14 protein-coding genes are annotated in these 16,873 nt (G+C 64.3%); 6 read left to right on the top strand and 8 right to left on the bottom strand.

What is annotated here, in order from left to right; genetic code table 11:
* Positions 1-348: 348 nt before the first annotated feature.
* Complete coding sequence (locus BerOc1_RS08115) at positions 349-1,023, bottom strand: CBS and ACT domain-containing protein (protein ID WP_071545212.1); 675 nt, start codon at positions 1,021-1,023, stop codon at positions 349-351.
* Positions 1,024-1,313: 290 nt separating this feature from the next.
* On the opposite strand from BerOc1_RS08115, the gene BerOc1_RS08110 reads away from it, so the two are divergent.
* Together BerOc1_RS08110 and BerOc1_RS08105 are read left to right on the top strand one after the other, a co-directional pair.
* Complete coding sequence (locus BerOc1_RS08110) at positions 1,314-1,718, top strand: hypothetical protein (RefSeq protein ID WP_071545211.1); 405 nt, start codon at positions 1,314-1,316, stop codon at positions 1,716-1,718.
* A complete protein-coding gene (locus BerOc1_RS08105) occupies positions 1,715-1,927 on the top strand; it encodes a hypothetical protein (RefSeq protein ID WP_071545210.1) in 213 nt (70 codons plus the stop codon). The genes BerOc1_RS08110 and BerOc1_RS08105 overlap by 4 nt, the downstream gene beginning before the upstream one ends.
* A gap of 2 nt (positions 1,928-1,929) precedes the next feature.
* Here the strand turns inward: BerOc1_RS08105 and BerOc1_RS08100 are convergent, their stop codons facing one another.
* A complete protein-coding gene (locus BerOc1_RS08100; protein WP_071545209.1) occupies positions 1,930-2,850 on the bottom strand; it encodes a tetratricopeptide repeat protein in 921 nt (306 codons plus the stop codon).
* 52 nt (positions 2,851-2,902) lie between these two features.
* On the opposite strand from BerOc1_RS08100, the gene BerOc1_RS08095 reads away from it, so the two are divergent.
* Entirely contained in the window at positions 2,903-4,189 is a 1,287-nt protein-coding gene (locus tag BerOc1_RS08095) for a terminase large subunit domain-containing protein (protein WP_071545208.1), read from the top strand.
* A complete protein-coding gene (locus tag BerOc1_RS08090; RefSeq protein ID WP_071545207.1) occupies positions 4,176-4,538 on the top strand; it encodes a hypothetical protein in 363 nt (120 codons plus the stop codon). The genes BerOc1_RS08095 and BerOc1_RS08090 overlap by 14 nt, the downstream gene beginning before the upstream one ends.
* Positions 4,539-5,096: 558 nt before the next feature.
* On the opposite strand, the gene BerOc1_RS08085 is transcribed toward BerOc1_RS08090, so the two are convergent.
* From BerOc1_RS08085 to BerOc1_RS08070, 4 genes are all read right to left on the bottom strand, one after another.
* Entirely contained in the window at positions 5,097-6,923 is a 1,827-nt protein-coding gene (locus BerOc1_RS08085; protein WP_071545206.1) for a tetratricopeptide repeat protein, read from the bottom strand.
* A 522-nt stretch (positions 6,924-7,445) separates the two neighbouring features.
* Complete coding sequence (locus tag BerOc1_RS08080; protein WP_129586505.1) at positions 7,446-9,281, bottom strand: hypothetical protein; 1,836 nt, start codon at positions 9,279-9,281, stop codon at positions 7,446-7,448.
* A gap of 198 nt (positions 9,282-9,479) precedes the next feature.
* On the bottom strand, positions 9,480-9,935 hold the full coding sequence (locus tag BerOc1_RS08075; RefSeq protein WP_071545204.1) for a hypothetical protein: 456 nt from the start codon (positions 9,933-9,935) through the stop codon (positions 9,480-9,482).
* A gap of 121 nt (positions 9,936-10,056) precedes the next feature.
* Positions 10,057-10,557: a hypothetical protein gene (locus BerOc1_RS08070; protein WP_071545203.1), complete on the bottom strand. Its 501-nt coding sequence runs from the start codon at positions 10,555-10,557 to the stop codon at positions 10,057-10,059.
* Between the two features lie 239 nt (positions 10,558-10,796).
* On the opposite strand from BerOc1_RS08070, the gene BerOc1_RS08065 reads away from it, so the two are divergent.
* Positions 10,797-13,502 (top strand): bifunctional acetate--CoA ligase family protein/GNAT family N-acetyltransferase, encoded by a 2,706-nt coding sequence (locus tag BerOc1_RS08065; RefSeq protein WP_071545202.1) that lies wholly within the window; start codon positions 10,797-10,799, stop codon positions 13,500-13,502.
* A 2-nt stretch (positions 13,503-13,504) separates the two neighbouring features.
* Entirely contained in the window at positions 13,505-14,587 is a 1,083-nt protein-coding gene (locus BerOc1_RS08060; RefSeq protein ID WP_071545201.1) for a glycosyltransferase, read from the top strand.
* 335 nt (positions 14,588-14,922) lie between these two features.
* On the opposite strand, the gene pstA is transcribed toward BerOc1_RS08060, so the two are convergent.
* Positions 14,923-15,855: a phosphate ABC transporter permease PstA gene (gene pstA, locus BerOc1_RS08055; RefSeq protein WP_129586504.1), complete on the bottom strand. Its 933-nt coding sequence runs from the start codon at positions 15,853-15,855 to the stop codon at positions 14,923-14,925.
* 9 nt (positions 15,856-15,864) lie between these two features.
* Complete coding sequence (gene pstC, locus BerOc1_RS08050) at positions 15,865-16,791, bottom strand: phosphate ABC transporter permease subunit PstC (RefSeq protein ID WP_071545200.1); 927 nt, start codon at positions 16,789-16,791, stop codon at positions 15,865-15,867.
* Between the last annotated feature and the right edge of the window lie 82 nt (positions 16,792-16,873).

Here is a 16,873-nt window from a genome sequence, read left to right as displayed (position 1 = left end):
CGGATCGAAATCGCCCACCGGCACGGCGGAAGGCGTCCTCGTCGCGGCCTTCCGCCGCCGCACCCCCGAGCGTAGCTCGGCTATGGGATTCTTAAGGCCCTCGGCCTTAAGCGGGTCCAGGGCAGCGCCCTGGTCTCTCCGAAGGAGACCGCCGGTAGGCCCGCCGGAGGCATTCCCAAACAATCCGCCGCCGCAAACGGCAGGAGGCCGCTCCTTGCGGGGCGGCCTCCTGGATTCGGGAAAAGGCAGAGATCGTCGGTAAGATACGACTATATTACGAGTGGATATAGATCAAGTAACTTATCGGGCTTTTATCGAAAAAGGTGATTTTCAGCGTTATCCCGGGAATTAGATGACATTGTGGACGGAGTCCACGGCCCAGTAAACGACGTCGAAGGTCTCGGCGAGGTCCTGCTTGAGGCGTTTGAACTCGGGCTTTTCCATGTCGCGGATGCGCACGTAGACGTTCTTGAACCCTTCGGATTCGGGCACGTTGTGGGTCATGATGGACATGATGCGCGCACCGTGGTCCTTGAGAAAGGCGAGCACCGGACGCAGGCTGCCGGGTTCGGTGGAAAGGCGCAGGCAGAATTGCGCGCCGCCCTCGTAGACGCCGGAGATCTCGACCAGGACCTTGAAGATGTCGGTATCGGTGATGATGCCCACGACCTTGTTTTCCTCGTCGACCACGGGCAGGCCGCCGAAGTTGCCCTCAAGCATGAGTACGGCGGCCTTTTCCACGGTCTCGGTGTCGCGGATGGTGACCACCTTCTTGGTCATGATGTCCCCGACCTTGATCTCGGAGAGCAGGTAGTACAGCTCGTGCACGTCCAGGGTGGTGGCCTTGGACGGGGAGGCGTCCTTGACGTCGCGGTCCGAGACGATGCCGATGATGGCGCCGTTCTCGTCGACCACGGGAAGCCGGCTGATGGATTTGTCCTTCATCAGCTTGGATGCCTTCATCATGGAGCGCTCGGGGGTGATGGTGATGACGTCGGTGCTCATCCAGTTGACTACCAGCATAGGGGTATTCCTCCTTGGTTAACCGGTCTCGCCCGGCCGGATACAATCGATATTCTGAGCTATTCTTAACGGTTCCCGGGCCATTTGGCTAGTCCCGGAACGCTTTTTTCGCGCCCCGGACGGGTCCGGTCGGCTACCCCGGCCGGGCGAACCCCGTCAAGATGATTTTTTATACCATTCAATTGTTTTTCCCTGCCGATCGTTCCCGAAACCCGGTTTTGCCGAAAACCGGGGCTATGCTGTCCGGGACCGGGGTGGCGTACGCAACCCTCTAGGACATGGAGAACGGCATGATACCGATTATCGCGGCCGTGGCGGGACTGCTGACCACGGTGGTGGACGGAGTGACGGACCACTTCAAGGGTAAACAGGAGTTGAACAAGGCGGTCATGGAGAACCGGATGCGGCTGGCCCGCTCCGACCGGGAATTCAATCACGACTGGGAGATGAAGCAGCTGGAGAACGCGGGCTGGAAGGACGACGTGCTCTTTTTCGCCTGGATAGGCTTCTTCATCTGGTCCGGGGTGGACCCCGAGGGCGCGGGCGAGGTCATCCGCTCCTGGGAGGCGCTGCCCGACTGGTTCTTGCAGATCACCTTCTGGATCGTGGCCGCCGTGCTCGGGGTCAAGAAGATCGGCGACTACCTGCCCGGCGCGGTGCGCGGGCTCAAGGACGCCCTGGGAGGCGGCAAATGACGGCCATGGAGAGACAGGACCTGCAGGACCTTCTGGTCCGCATCGACGAGAGGGTCAAGGCCATCCAGGTGGCCATCCGCGAGATCAACGAGACCCGGCACTGCGCGGGCAACCGGGAGAAGCTGCGGCTGCTGGAGCGGCTGGTCTGGGGCAGCGTGGCGGGCGTGGCCACCCTGGGCGGGAGGATGCTCTTCGAGGTCCTGCGATGAGTTTACGGGTAGGTCCTGTCCCGATACTGCCGCAGTTGGTCCGAGTATTGGGCGGCCAGGAAGTCGTCACCCCGGGCGCGCGCCATGGCCAGGGCCTTTTCCGCCGCCGCGATGGCCTGGTCCATCTCCCCTGCTCCGGCCAGGGCCTCGGCCAGGAGTCCGTACAGGGCGCTCTGCCCCGGCTCCAGCTGGGTGGCTCGCTGGTAGTCCCGGGCGGCCGACCGGAACCGGCCGAGCTTGAGCAGGATCTGGCCCCGCGCGGTGAGCAGTCCGACGTTGTCCGAATCCAGGATGTACGCCTGGGACAGGTCGCTCAGGGCGGCGTCGTACTCCTTCCGGGCCAGGTAGGCCATGCCCCGGTTGTAGTTGGCCTCCAGGTTGGCCGGATTCAGAGCCAGGGCGCTGCCGAAGTCGTCGATGGCCTCGTCCTCGCGGCGCAGTTGCATGTAGCACAGCCCGCGCCGGACGAACGCCTCGGCGATGGACGGGTCATGCCGGATGACCTCGGTGAAGTCCCGCGCCGCTTCCCGGAACCTTCCCAGGTTCAGGAGGATGGAGCCGCGCGTGTAGTGCGCCTGCACGTGATCCGGCTTCAGCTCGATGGCCCGGTTCACGTCGGCCAGGGCCTCGTCGGCCCGCCCCTTGGAAAACAGGATGGTCGCCCGCTGGTAGCGCGCGTTGGCCAGGTCCGGGTTAAGGTCCAGGGCCTGGTCCAGATAGTCCAGCGCCGTGTCCGCGTCCAGGAACCCGCCGTCGTGTTGGAGCTGCATGGCCTCGGACAACGCATCGGCGGCCCGGGCCTCGCGCCGTTGCGCGGCCAGTTCCTCGGCGGTGGGCGGCGCTGTGGGCGGGGTCTGTCTCTCCGCGCAGCCCGGCGCGGCCAGGACCAGGCAGAGAAGAACAATCAGGGCGTACGTGCGCATGGCCGTGGAATACCCTCGGCCCGCACCGCCCGTCAACATAAGCGAGGAAACAATGTCCAGTGATCTGTATGTGCCCAGGGAGCACCAGGCCAGGATCGAGGCCGAACTCGGCCGCTTCTCGGTCCTGGTCTGCCACCGCCGGTTCGGCAAGACCGTGCTGTCCGTCAATCGGCTCATCCGCGCGGCCCGGGCCACCCGCCGCGACGACTGGCGCGGGGCCTACATCGCTCCCCTGTACCGCCAGGCCAAGACCGTGGTCTGGGACGAGCTCAAGCGCTACTGCGGCCTGGGCTCGGACGGCTGCACGGTCAAGTTCAACGAGTCCGAGCTGCGCGCCGACTTCGACAACGGGGCGCGCATCCGCCTGTTCGGGGCCAACAACCCGGACTCCCTGCGCGGCATGTACCTGGACGGCGTGGTCTTCGACGAGGTGGCCCAGATGCCCCTGCGCGTCTGGACCGAGGTTATCCGGCCCGCCCTGTCCGACCGCCGGGGCTGGGCCATGTTTATCGGCACCCCGCGCGGCAAGAACGCGCTCTACGAGATATGGGAAAAGGCCAGGCTCGACCCGGACTGGCTGGCCGCCATGTACCGCGCCTCCGAGACCGGGATCATCCCGGCCGGGGAGCTGGACGCCAGCGCCCGCGAGATGTCGCCCGAGGAGTACGAGCAGGAATTCGAATGCTCCTTCACCGCCGCCATCCGGGGGGCCTACTTCGGCCAGCTGCTGGCCGACGCCGACCGCGAGGGCCGCGTCACCCGGGTGGCCGTGGACCCGTCCATGCCCGTGCACACCGCCTGGGACCTGGGCATGTCCGACTCCACCTCCATCTGGTTCGTCCAGGCCCGGCCCGGCGGCACCTTCGCGGTGGTGGACTACTACGAGGCCAACGGCGAGGGCCTCGACCACTACGCCAAGGTCCTGGACGCCAGGGGCTACAAGTACGGCACCCACATCGCGCCCCACGACATCCGCGTGCGCGAGCTGGGCACCGGCAAGTCGCGCCTGGAAACGGCCCGGTCGCTCGGCATCCGCTTCGACATCGCCGCCAACATCCCCATCCAGGACGGCATCAACGCCGTGCGCACCATCCTGCCGCGCTGCTGGTTCGACGAGACGCGCTGCGGCCCGGGCCTCGAGGCCCTGCGCCACTACCGGCGCTCCTTCAACGACCGGACCGCCGACTTCTCGGCCCACCCCCTGCACGACTGGACCAGCCACGCCGCCGACGGCTTCCGCTACTTCGCCGTTGGTTTCCGCCAACCCGAACCCGGCCCGCGCCCGTCCCGGACCGCCAATAACTACAACCCGTTCGGAGGCCTCCATGCCCGTGACTGAAACCAACCACCGGCCCGACCGCCTGGCCAACTTCCCGCAAAACGGCCCCTACCGCTGGCTCGAACTCGCCGACGACCAAGGCCCCTACGCCGCCTGCGCCATCGCCGAGCGCCCGGAATACCTCGAACTGCACATCACCGTGACCCGCTGGGGGCCCAGGACCCGGCGTACCCTGGCCCGCGACCTCGAATGGCTCAAAGGCGAGGCCCGCCGGCTCGGCCTGCCCAAAATCATGGGCGTCCGCGCCAACGACCAGGGCCGGTTCGACGCAAAGCTCTTCCGCTTCGCCCGGCTCTATGGTTTCGGCGAGATGTGCGTCTTCCAGACCGCGTGTCTGGCCGTGGATTAGGGAGAGGAGGGAATGCCTCCGGCGGCTGGGGCGCCGCCCCCGACTCCGCCAGGGGGAACCCTTTGAGAAAAGGGTTCCCCCGGGACCCCCTCCCAAACTTTTTGGGTCGCCTGCGGCGAGGGTGCGGAAGCGGGGTGGCGAGGAGTTTTTCGATCCAGGCAGATGTTAACGGTGTGATAGGCCCTTCTTAGGCACCAGGGGAGCCACGCAACCATGCGTAAATGGAACTTGCAATACGCCGCACGCCTTGTTCCAGCGGAGCGTTGGTCACACCGCGAACTCTGTATGGCAAGAGCGAAAACCGTCCTCTTCAATCAGCTTCCTGCGCTCCTGCGGATACGGCATCGGCGTCCTGTGGTGCTCCGTGGAGACCTTCCTGCATCGCCATAATCTGAGAAAATCACGCCCGCTGGCACCGCGCGACCAATAGCCTGCCCACACCGGATGGGGCCAGGAGCAAAATGGATCGACTTGGAGACAGGCGCTGACGGCAGGAGCGTTCTCAGGAGAAACAATTCCCGAAATATGCCTCGCCCTGACGCCTCGGCCTTGAAACGGCTACAATGCGCCCATCGCGCTGAGGGCTTGCCTCGCGTGCTCGTTCCCCGGATCAATCAACAGGATACCGAACAGAATCGACTTGGCTTCGTTCATCTGCCCCAAATTGGCATGGGCGACGGCTTCCGCGTACATGTATTGGGGGTTGTTCGGCTCCAGTTCATTGGCTTGCCTGCTATGCTCGAGGGCCTTTTTCATGTCGCCCATCTTGTAATAGCAGGCGGCCGTGTTGTGGTGGACGATTGCGGTCTGATACCCCATTGAAAGCGCCTTCTTGAACAACGCCAACGCTTCCTCCGGTTCTCCCATGTCCATCAGGATGGAACCATAGTCGTTGTATAAGATAACGCTCTGGGGGTACCGCTCCAGATAGTCCCGATAAAGCGCTCGGACTCCGTCCCAATCCCCGCTTCTGAACAGCGTCAGGGCAAGACGACTGACAATGTCGGTCGCCCCGGGCTGGATCGCGAGGGCCCTTCCGTACAGCCGTATGGACTCGGAAATACGGCCCTCTTCCCTTGCGATATACCCGAGCTTGTCCAGGGCGAGCCAATTGTTCTCATCTTGCTCCAGGGCATGGGCAAATAGCGTCTCGGAGTTCTTCCAATAACCCACCTGCCTCCAGGACAGAAACGAAAACACAAGCAAGACGCTTCCCGCAACGCAGAGGAACGCGGTTTGGCCGTGGCGTTTGGCGAGAAGGCTCCACAGGCCAAAGGCGACGGCTATATACAGGCCGACAGCTGGTAGATACGCGTACCGCTCAAACATGCTCGCCTGCAATCCGGCCGCCGTATAGACCCCGGCGGCCGGGACAAGGCCGAGCACAAACCAGAACCAACCCACGGCGACGGAGGGGGTTTTGACCGACGCAAGCAAGGCCGAGGCGCTGCCCGCGACAAGCAGGGCGAGCCCGCTGACGGCCATGACGGTCGGATCGAGGTCGAGCAGGGGGTGGAATATGGACAAGCCGGCCGGTATGAAAATCTTCCAGACGTACAAGACATAGGAAAACAGCCAATTGGCGATCCAATGTTGATTGGCCCCTATGTACACCCCGTCCAGGGCATACGAGACCGAACTCAGTTTGACGATGACGGCCGTCAATACCGCCAGGACCAGAAAGGGAACCTTTTCAAGGACAACCAGACCGATATCCCGCAGCATCCGCAGTCGGGTTCCCCTGCTCCGCAAAGCAGCCGGATCAATGCGTCCAAGGGGCCAGAAGTCCAGCAGCAGCATGAGGGCCGGGAGAACCGACAAGGTGGTTTTCGCCATCAGGCCACAGGCAAACAATGAAAGGGACATTACATAGGCAGTGATTTTTCTGTTCGCCGCGTAGTAAAAATAAACGTACAGGGATGCCATCCCGAAAAACAGGAAAAGAACATCCTTTCTTTCGGTACACCAGGCCACGGATTCAACGTGAATCGGATGCGTCAACAACAGCGCCCCGGCAACGAGGCTCGGCCAGAAAGCGTCCGTGCCCTTGCGCAAGAGCCCGAAGAGCATAAGACAGGAGCAAAAATGGAGGGCGGCGTTGATCAATTTGAATGTCGTCACGGAAAAACCGAAAAGGCTTATGTCCATCATGTAGGACAGCCAGACGAACGGGTGCCAAAAATCAAAATAGTTCGTTGAAAATGCCCATTTGATTCCCTCCAGAGTCAGCCCATTTTGAATGTGCGGGTTGTTGATAATGAAGGACGGGTCATCCAAAAGAATGAAATCCTGGTTCAGGAGCTGGTAGTATTGAACGGCAAGGAGAAATATATAGGCAAGAATAGCCGTGATGGTGCCGTGCCTTTCAATCTTTGCTATTGTCACTGAACACTTCCCTAAATAAAAAAATGGTGGAGTGCGGATTGCGAGTCGCAACCACGGCCACTCCGCGTCAATATAAAATCAATGGTATTTTTGACAAGTGCTTATGTACTCATGGCCGGTTTCATTTATGAGTCTACTTTGTTGGATGGCCGAGCGGCATTTTTAATAGGGACGGTTTCGAGGGCGAAGCCGCTATACCTCTTGTCGTCGACCGCGGTGACAACAGTGCAAGCAAAGTTCTCGGGGCAAGGCCGGATCGCCAGGCGTCCGCCAAAAGGCTCGTTTTTTTGCGGCGGCTGCTTGCGTCCCGCTGACAAGGGAATCGGCGGGTGGAGCAAAATCGTCCCGCTAGAATTTGCGCGAAGGTTTCACGGCGTCATATGGCAGGGCATACCCACCGGAGAGTTTCCTTATCAGAAGGAGGTGAAACGCAATGAGGCCGCGTTCATGAGTTTTGACGCAAGTTTAGACTGAAGAACGCATGAATCCGCACCAAGATGCCGTAGCGCCAAGCGTACCCCCCTAGGCGTTGCCGACCACGATGGCGCCGCCGGCGCGTTCGGGGGCGGCGAAGTTGAGGAAGGTTCGCGACGAGTTGTCGAACACGTAGGTGGGGTCTTCGGTGGTGGTGAAGTGGGACTGGCTGGCGTCGACGTGATTGATTTCCGAGACGCTGCGGTCCACGTTCTCGAAGTTGTTGATCTGGCTGAAACTGCTGGAGTTGTCGGCTTCGAGGATTCGGGTTTCGGGGAAGGCCATGGTCACGTCGCGGTTTTCCTCGAGCACGGTGTCGTTGTCGTTGACGTAGGTGGTCTGGGAGTTGTCCTGGTCGGTGAAGTTGTAGGCCGTGGTGGTCTCTTCGCGGCGCGAGTTGTCGATCTCGTTCACGTGGGTGTCGTTGTAGGCCAGGGAGGAGTTGAGTTCGGTGACCACCTCGGTTCGGGAGTTGTCCTGCTCGGTCCGTTCCACGATGTGGTTTTCGGTGGTGCTCTGGCTGGCGTCCACGTTGCGCACGTCGGTGTTTTCTGTGGCCAGGGTGGTTTCGTGGTTTTCCCGGTTGGTGAAGCTGCGCGAGTTGTCCTGTTCGTTGCTGACGTTGGTCACGTTGGAGAACTGGTTGTCGTTGTTGAAATTCTGGGTGACCTTTTCGGTGTTCTCGGTGGTTTGGTTGGTGGACAGGTCCAGGTTGCGGTGGGAGGAGTTGTCGAACTCGTTCTGGGTCAGGGACCGGTCGTTGCGCTCGATGGACTGGTTCATGGACTGGTCCAGGACCTGGTCAATGGTCTTGTTCTCGGTCACCTGGCGGTTCTGTTCGATGTCCTGGGTCTGATCGATGTTCAGGGAGTATTCGGAGCGCATGTCGATGGGCGCGCCTCGGCCCATGTCCTGGTCGAATTCGGCCTTGGGCGGGGTAAAGGGCTCCTCGTAGCCGTCCGAGGTAGGCACCCACGGGGCCATGGGCACGGTGGGGTGCTCGTAGGGCGAGGAGTGGCGCGAGTGGTGGAAAACGTCGTTGGGCCAGTGCTGGGTGTGGCCGAAGAACATGCCGTGCGGGTTGGTCAAGCGGAAGGCCATGATGGTCCCGCCCGGGGTGATGGGCACGAACCCGGTCAGGGTGGGCATGGAGAAGCCGATCTGGGGTGTGATGTGCACGCTGCCCGCGGGCGAGATGGGCTGGACGCCCAGAGCCGGGGTGATGGTCACGTTGCCCGTGGCCAGGGTCGGGGGCGAGCCGGGGTGCTCGATGGGGTTGCCGCCCACCGGGCCGCTGGGGTTGCCGCCCGTGGCCGGGGACGCGTTGGTGCGGCCGCCCTCGGTGGAGATGGGCACGTTGGCTCCGCCCGAGACCGCGAATCCGCCGGACGTGCCCTGGCTGATGGGGTTGCCCGGTCCGGACTGCCCGGAGGTGCCGCCCGTGGCCGGGGAGATGTTCGGCTTGCCCGCCTCGGTGGAGATGGGCACGTTGGCCCCGCCCGAGACAGAGAACCCGCCCGAGGTGCCCTGGCCGATGGCGTTGCCGGAGCCGGATTGTCCGGTGCTGCCGATACCCGTGGCGCTGCCCACGGAGCCGCCTCCGCCACCCCCGCCGATGTGCGAGGAGGACATGCCCGCGCTCAGCCCGCCGCCCGCCGCCCCGGCAAAGGCCGAGGCGAGCCCGCCGCCCGCCGCCGCGGAGTAGGGGATTCGGGCCATGGACGTGTCGATGGGCACGCGTGCGGGCGTGGCGTCGATGGGCACGTGCCCGGGTTCGCCAATGGATACCTGTCCGGGCGGACTGGCCTGGAACGAGCCTGCCGGACCTGCGGTGACCTGGCCCGGAGGCCCTGCCACGATGAAATCTGTAACTCCCATGGACATGGGATTTTCTCCCCGCCGAGCGGGCCTTCCCTGGTCCGCATGCGCCCGCAAAGGGGCCTTCTGGCGTATATCTACAATATACGACGGGAAAAAAGGGCGTCAAGGGGTATATTCTCCGCCCGGAAGGGGCGGGGAAGGAAGGGGCCGGGAAGGGCCCGGTGCGGTGCGGGCGGGGTGCCGGACCGCCCTGGGCCGGGATCAGAAGTTCTCGACCGAGTTGCCGAAGCCGTTGGCGCGCGTGCCGCCGCCGTCGGCCATGCCGCTGACCTTGAGCTTGCTCTGCTCGGCCTTGAGCAGCTGGTCGCGCAGGTCCATGAGCATGGCCTGCTTTTCCTGAAGCTGCACCTGCTTGCGGTCCTCAGGGAGATCGCCGTCCTCGATGGCCTTGATCTCCTCCTCCAGCTTTTCGATGCGCTTCTTGAGGGTGTCGATGGTCTGGTCCATGTCCTTTTCCTGGTCGAGCTCATGGGAGTCGCCGGGCTTTTCCATGGCGACCAGGGCGCGCCCCTCCTCGGAGATGGTCACGGTATCGCCCTGCTCGGGAACGCGGAGCTGCTGTGCCGTTTCGTTTCCGGTCTTGTCCGTGGCCGCCGGTTTGACGGTCAGCGCGTCCACGAAGGCCCCCGCCTGCTGCATCAATGATTCGATAGCCATGGTTCGCACTCCTTTGTGGCTGACATGGGCATCCCCTCACCCGGCTTATCGGGCCGTGCAGAGAAAACTTTATGTTCGCAAACAAACCGGCGTCGGTCCCGGCAGGGAACCGGGCCGTTCGTCAAAAGGACGCGGCCGAGCCGCCGAAGCCCTCGGCCCGGGTGCCGCCGCCCACGGCCCCGCCGATATTCTTCATCTTCTTTTCCAGGGCCTCGGTGAGCTGGTCGTTCAGTTCCATGAGCATGACCTGCTTGTCCTGGATCATGGTCCGTTTCAGCTTTTCGGGCATGTCCGACTCTTCCAGGGCCTTGATCTCTTCCTCGATGCGTTGGATCTGCTCCTTGAGCATGCGGATGATCCGGTCGATTTCGCTCTCTTCCTGGTCTTCCTCGGGCTCCAGGGAGTCGATCCCCACCTTGGAGCCGTCGGACTTCGCGGAATCACCGGACTCTTCGGCGGCGGCCAGGGCGCGCCCCTCCTCGGAGATGGTCACGGTGTCGCTCTGCTCGGGAATCCGCGCCTCCCGGGCTGTTTCGGACGCGGTCTTGTCCGTGGCCGCAGGCTTTATGGTCAGCGTGTCCACGAACGTGCCGGCCTGCTGCATCAATGATTCGATCGCCATGGTCCGCACTCCTTTGTTGCGTACTATGGACCTTCCCCTGGTCAGCTTATCGGATTGCGAATAGAAAACTTTAGGTTTGTATATGGATTTTTATATAAATATGGAAACGCGCCTTGTGCGCCCCGCCCGGCGGCGTGTCCGGCCGGACGCCGGGCGAGCCCATTCTGCGGTTGCCTCGTGGCGGTAAAAGACGCTATCCTCCGCCTGAACCGTCCTGTCGCGACACGCCAAGGAGCCACATGAGCGTCACCAATCTCGAATACCTCTTCAAGCCCAAGTCCGTGGCGGTCATCGGCGCCACCAACGACCCCCGCAACGCGGGCAACATCGTCATGCGCAACATCATGGCCGGCGGGTTCCTGGGGCCGGTCATGCCGGTGTCGTCCCAGGCCGAGGCCATTGCCGGGGTGCTGACCCACCCCTCGGTCAGGCATCTGCCCAAGACCCCGGACCTGGCCGTGGTCTGCTCGCCGCTCGACGAGGTCCCGGAAGTCATCCACTCCCTGAAGGAGCGGGGCACGCGCGCGGCCGTGCTCATGGGCGCGGGGTTCGCGTCCATGTCCTACGACGAGAGCCAGGACATCAAATCGACCATCCTGTCCATCGCCCAGCCCCCCGAGATCCGCATCCTCGGGCCCAAGTCCCTGGGGCTCATGGTCCCGTCCATGAACCTGAACGCCTCCCTGGCCCACGCCAGGGTGGAGCCGGGAAAAGTGGCCTTCATCTCCCAGTCCGACTCCCTGTTCGCCACGGTCCTGGACTGGGCCATCGACAAGGGCGTGGGTTTCTCGCACATGGTCGCCCTGGGCAGCCGCATCGACGTGACCTTCGCCGACATCCTCGACTACCTCGGTTCCGACCCGCTGACCCGGTCCATCATGCTCTACGTGGAGTCCATCCGCGACGCCCGCGAGTTCATGTCCGCGGCCAGGGCCGCCTCGCGCAACAAGCCGGTGCTGGTCATCCGTCCGGGCCAGGCCCTGGACACCGTGTTCGCCGAGCTCAAGCAGCGCGAAACCGGCGAGGCCCGCTATTCGGACGAAATCTACGACGTGGCCTTCCGCCGGGCGGGCATGCTCCGGGTCGAGGACATCGACGGGCTGTTCGACGCGGCCCAGACCCTGTCCGCGCCGCGCCAGGTCTTCGGCCGCAAGCTGGCCATCCTGACCAACGGGACCAGCGCGGGCATCCTGGCCGCCGACCGGTTGCTGGTCGGCGGCGGCGAGATGGCCCCCCTGTCCGAGGAGACCGTCAAGGGCATCGACGCGGTGCTCGGCGCGAGCAACTGGTCGCGGGCCAACCCGGTGGACATTCCGTTCAACGCCGACGGCAAGGCCTATTCCGAGGTCCTCAAGCTGCTCATCAAGGACAAGAATTCCAACGGCATCCTGGCCATGCACGTGCCCTGGACCGCCCAGCCCGACGTGGAGGTGGCCGAGGCCATCCGCGACTCCCTGAAACGGGTCCGGCGCATGGTCCTGACCGCCTGGCTCGGCTCGGGCCAGGCCGGGCAGGCCCGCGAGGTCTTCCGCAACGCGGGCATCCCCACTTACGAGACCCCGTCCCAGGCGGTCCAGGCCTTCCTGTACATGGCCGAGTACCTGCACAACCAGGAGATGCTCATCGAGACCCCGGATTCCCTGCCCACGGACTTTTTCCCGGACACCGCCGGGGCGCGCCGGATCGTCCGCCGGGCGCTCGAGACCGGGCGCGAGTCCCTGACCGAGCCCGAGGCCAAGGACATCCTGGCCGCCTACGGCATCCCCGTGGTCGAGACGCGCATCGCCGTGTCCGCCAAGGAGGCGGTCATCGCGGCCGACGAGCTCGGCTATCCCGTGGCCCTGAAGCTGCGCAGCCCGCAGATTCCCCAGCCCTACGACGTGGGCGGCGTGCTCCTGGACCTGGAGACGCCCGAGCGCGTCTGGGAGGGCGCGGCCTCCATCCTGGCCCGCTGCACCCGCGAGCGGCCCGACGCCTACATCGAGGGATTCACGGTCCAGAAGATGGGCCGCAGGCCCGGCGCGCACGAACTGTCCGTGTCCGCCCACCTGGACGGCATCTTCGGCCCGGTGCTCCAGTTCGGCCACGGCGGCATGGCCCGCGAGATGATCCAGGACCAGGCCCTGACCCTGCCGCCCCTGTCCATGTCCCTGGCCCGGGAGCTGGTCTCGCGCACGCGCATCAGCACCCTGCTCAAGGGCACCCCGTCACATCTCCCGGCGGACATCGACGACATCTGCCTGACCATCATCCAGATATCCCAGCTCATCGTGGACGTGCCCCAGATCACGGCCATCGACATCAATCCGCTCTACGCCGACTCCGAGGGCGTGCTCGCCCTGGACGCCAAGATCGACATCGCGCCCTTTGACGGCGCGGGCGAGTCCCGGCTGGCCATCCGGCCCTATCCCCGCGAGCTGGAGGAGTGCGTCACCCTCAAGAGCGGGCGGCAGATCACCCTGCGGCCCATCCGGCCCGAGGACGAGGACACCCACCGCGTGTTCCTGGCCAGCCTGTCCGACGAGGACCTGCGCCTGCGCTTCTTCGGCGTGGTCCAGCGCGAGTTCGACCACAAGGACATCGCCCGCTTCACCCAGATCGACTATGATCGGGAGATGGCCTTCATCGCCACGGCCCTGACCGAGCGCGGCGAACCCGAGACGCTGGGCGTCATGCGTACCAACACCAAGCCGGACAACTCCGAGGCCGAGTTCGCCATCGTGGTCCGCTCGGACATGAAGGGCGAGGGGTTGGGCTCCATGCTCTTCCACAAGGGCATCCAGTACACCAAGGAGCGCGGCACCAGGCTGCTCGTCGGCCAGACCATGCTTGAGAACAAGGCCATGCAGGGACTGTCCAAAAAGTTCGGCTTCGAGATCGCGCCCGACCCCCACGATCCGGACCTGGTGGACATGACCTTGGACATGGACACGGTGGACATCTAGGCATGGCCCTGCCCCCGGTCCATCACCACACCGGCCTGGAGACGAGCGGCGGGGCGACCCGCGTGGCCCGGCTGCTGCTCGAGGGGCTGGGCCGCTACGAGGTGGACGCCAGCCTGTCCTTTGAACTGGCCGAGAGGGCGGATGTCATGGCCATCCCGCCCGAGGATTTCGGCGCGCGCCTACCCGAGGGGGCCGTCGCCCACGTGCACTGCACCGGCGACTGGCCCGCCCTGCTCGGGGCCATCCCCACGGGTGCGAAGGTGGTCGTCACCCTGCACGACTGCGAGCTGTTCACCGGCGGCTGCCCCTATCCCCTGGATTGTCCCATCGCCGAGGACGGCTGCGCCTCCCCCTGCCCGCGCAATTTCCCGGACGCCGACGCGCTGCGCAAGCGCAAGCTGGCCGAGATACAGCGGCTCGATCCGGTCCTGGCCGCTCCATCGCGCTGGCTGGCCCGGCTGGCCAAGACCCACCTGCTCCGGCCGGTCCGGGTCATCCCCAACGGCATCCCCTGGCCCGCCGACCTGCGTGCCAAGGCCGAGGCCCGCAAGCTGCTCGGCATCCACCCGGCCGCGCGCGTGGCCCTGTTCGCGGCCCACGGCGGCATGAACGCGGCCTACAAGTCCGGCGACACCTGGCAGGAGCTCTGGGAGCGGCTGAAAAAGGCCCTGCCCGACCTGGTCTGTTTCGCCGTGGGCGGGGACCGCGAGGAGCGGCGCGACGACTTCATCCTGTGGCCCTATGTGGACCGCGACAAGCTCGCCCTGCTCATGGGCGCGTCCGACGTCCTGCTCTATCCCACCCGCGCGGACAACCACTCCCTGGTGGTCCTGGAGGCCATGGCCGCCGGGCTGCCGGTGGTGGCCTACGCCGTGGGCGGCATCCCCGAACAGATCGTGGACCGCATGACCGGCATGCTCGTGCCGCCCGGCGACCGCGAGCAATTCGTTGCCGCCGCCCTGTCCGTCCTGTCCAGCCGCTCCCTGGTCCGTCAGATGGGCCAGGAGGCCTTTCTGTCCGGCCGCCGCAAGTTCTCGGTGGAACGCATGATCGGGGATTACGCCCGACTGTATGCGAGTTTGTAGAACAAGCTTCAGAAAAATCAGGGTTGGAAAGCCGCTACGCGGCGATGTCGGGTGACTTCGCCTTGATTCGCCCCGTCCTGGGGCTCACCCCTTCGGGGCGCCGGGAAGCCCGGCGTCCAAATCCGCTGTCCTGCGGATTTGTCGGCGGGCAGCACTAGCTCTTAGGCGAGTCCTCGAGCCTTAGAGATAGCGACAGCAGCGATAGGGTTCGCCCCCTTGCATCCCGTGTATGCGCCTGCGGCGCGGGTTTTGGGCTTCGCGGGGGAAGTCTTTTTATAAAAAAAGCCCCCGTACCGATGATCGGTGCGGGGGTTTTTTGCGGTTTGTCGTGTGTGCTAGGTCAGCTTCTTGCGCAGGTGGGAGCGGAGCATGATGGCCACCAGGTTCATGCCCAGGACCAGGGCCACCAGCACCAGCGAGGTGCCGTACTGGAGCGGCAGGGTGGCCTCGGGGTCGGTGGAGGACACGGACAGGGAGTAGATCTGGTACGGCAGGGCCATGACCTCGTCAAAGATGGACTTCGGCAGGGTCGGGTTGTAGCTGGCCGCGGCCGTGAACATGATCGCCGCGGTCTCGCCCGCCGCGCGGGAGATGGACAGGATCGAGCCGGTCAGCACGCCGGGCATGGCCGAAGGCAGGACCACCTTGAAGATCGTCTGCCACTTGGTCGCTCCCAGGCCGAGAGAAGCCTCGCGGTAGGTGTCCGGAACGCTCCGAAGCGCCTCCTCCGAGGTGCCGATGATGACCGGCAGGATAAGCACGGCCAGGGTCATGCAGCCCGAGGCGATGGACACGCCCATGCCCAGGCCGCCGAGATCGCGCCCGGCCACGAAAAAGGCCATGCCGAACAGGCCGAAGACCACGGACGGCACGCCCGCCAGGTTGTTGATGCACAGCCTGACCACGCGCATGAACGGGCCCGGGGTGGCGTATTCGTGCAGGTAGATGGCCGCGGCCACGCCCAGCGGCAGGGCCAGGGCCATGGAACCCAGGCAGAGATAGAAGGTGCCCACGATGCACGGGAAGATGCCGCCCGCCAGGCCGCCCTCGGTGGGCTGGGTGGTCAAAAAGTCCCAGTTGATGGCCGGGAGGCCGTAGTAGACCATATAGCCGACGATGATGAACAGGGCCAGGCCGTTGATGGCCACGGCGATGCGGAACAGGGTGAACCAGATTTCCTGGGTCGCCTTGCGCTTGAAGCGCATGCCCGGGGTGTCCGGAATGTTCGAGCCGTTCACGGTCATTTCGGTGCTTGCCATTTCAGACATGTCCTTTTCCTAGAGGCTGGCCGAGCCGACCTGCTTGTATTTGTGGGCGATGTGGTCGGCCAGAAGGTTGAAGAGAAAAGTGATGATGAAGAGGACCATGGCGATGGCGAACAGGGCGAAATAGTGCCGTTCCAGGCCGAAGCTGGTCTCGCCCATTTCGGCCGCGATGGAGGCGGGCATGGGCCGGACCGGGTCGAAAATGGAGGTCGGGATGCGCGCCGCGCCGCCCGCGACCATGAGCACGACCATGGTTTCGCCGATGGACCGGGACATGCCCAGGATGACCGCCGTGGACAGCCCGGACAGGGACGCGGGCAGGACCACGCGCCAGATGGTCTCGAACCGGGTCGCGCCCAGGGCCAGGGAACCCTCACGGACCTCGTCCGGCACCGAGTGGATGGCGTCCTCGGCAATGGAGGTTATGGTCGGTACGGCCATGAAGGCGAGCATGATCGAGGCGTTGAGCATGTTCACGCCGAACCGGATATTGAAGAGCTCGAGCAGGATCGGGGCGACCACGACCATGCCGAAGAAACCGATGACGACCGACGGCAGGGAGGCCAGCAGTTCGACCATGGGCTTGACGATCTCGCGGACCTTGTGGGGCGCGATCTCGGCCAGGTACACCGCGGTCATGATCCCCAGCGGAATGGCGATGAGCGAGGAGAGCAGGGTGACCCAGAAGGACCCCATGATCAGCGGCAGGATGCCCCAGCGCGGATGCGAGGAGATGGGCTTCCAGTCGGTGCCGAAGATGAAGTCGAAGAAGTTGAGTCCGCTGATCTTTTCGCCCATGGCGTCGAAGCCGGTGAACGTGGGCAAAGCCTCGGTGATCAGGAAGTACATGATCAGCCCGAGGGCGAGGATCGACGCGCTGGCGCAGATCAGGAAGCCTGCCCGGATGAGCTTTTCCTTGGAGGACCGTGAAACGAGCATGTGTTGCCGCCTTTGATGCGTGATCCCGTCGGGGCGGTTACCCACCCCGACGGGACGTCGCGTTCGTCTTTGGTTGCCGTTC

It is taken from the genome of Pseudodesulfovibrio hydrargyri, from assembly GCF_001874525.1.
Taxonomy (GTDB): domain Bacteria; phylum Desulfobacterota; class Desulfovibrionia; order Desulfovibrionales; family Desulfovibrionaceae; genus Pseudodesulfovibrio; species Pseudodesulfovibrio hydrargyri.
This window is presented reverse-complemented; position numbering and strand designations above follow the sequence as displayed.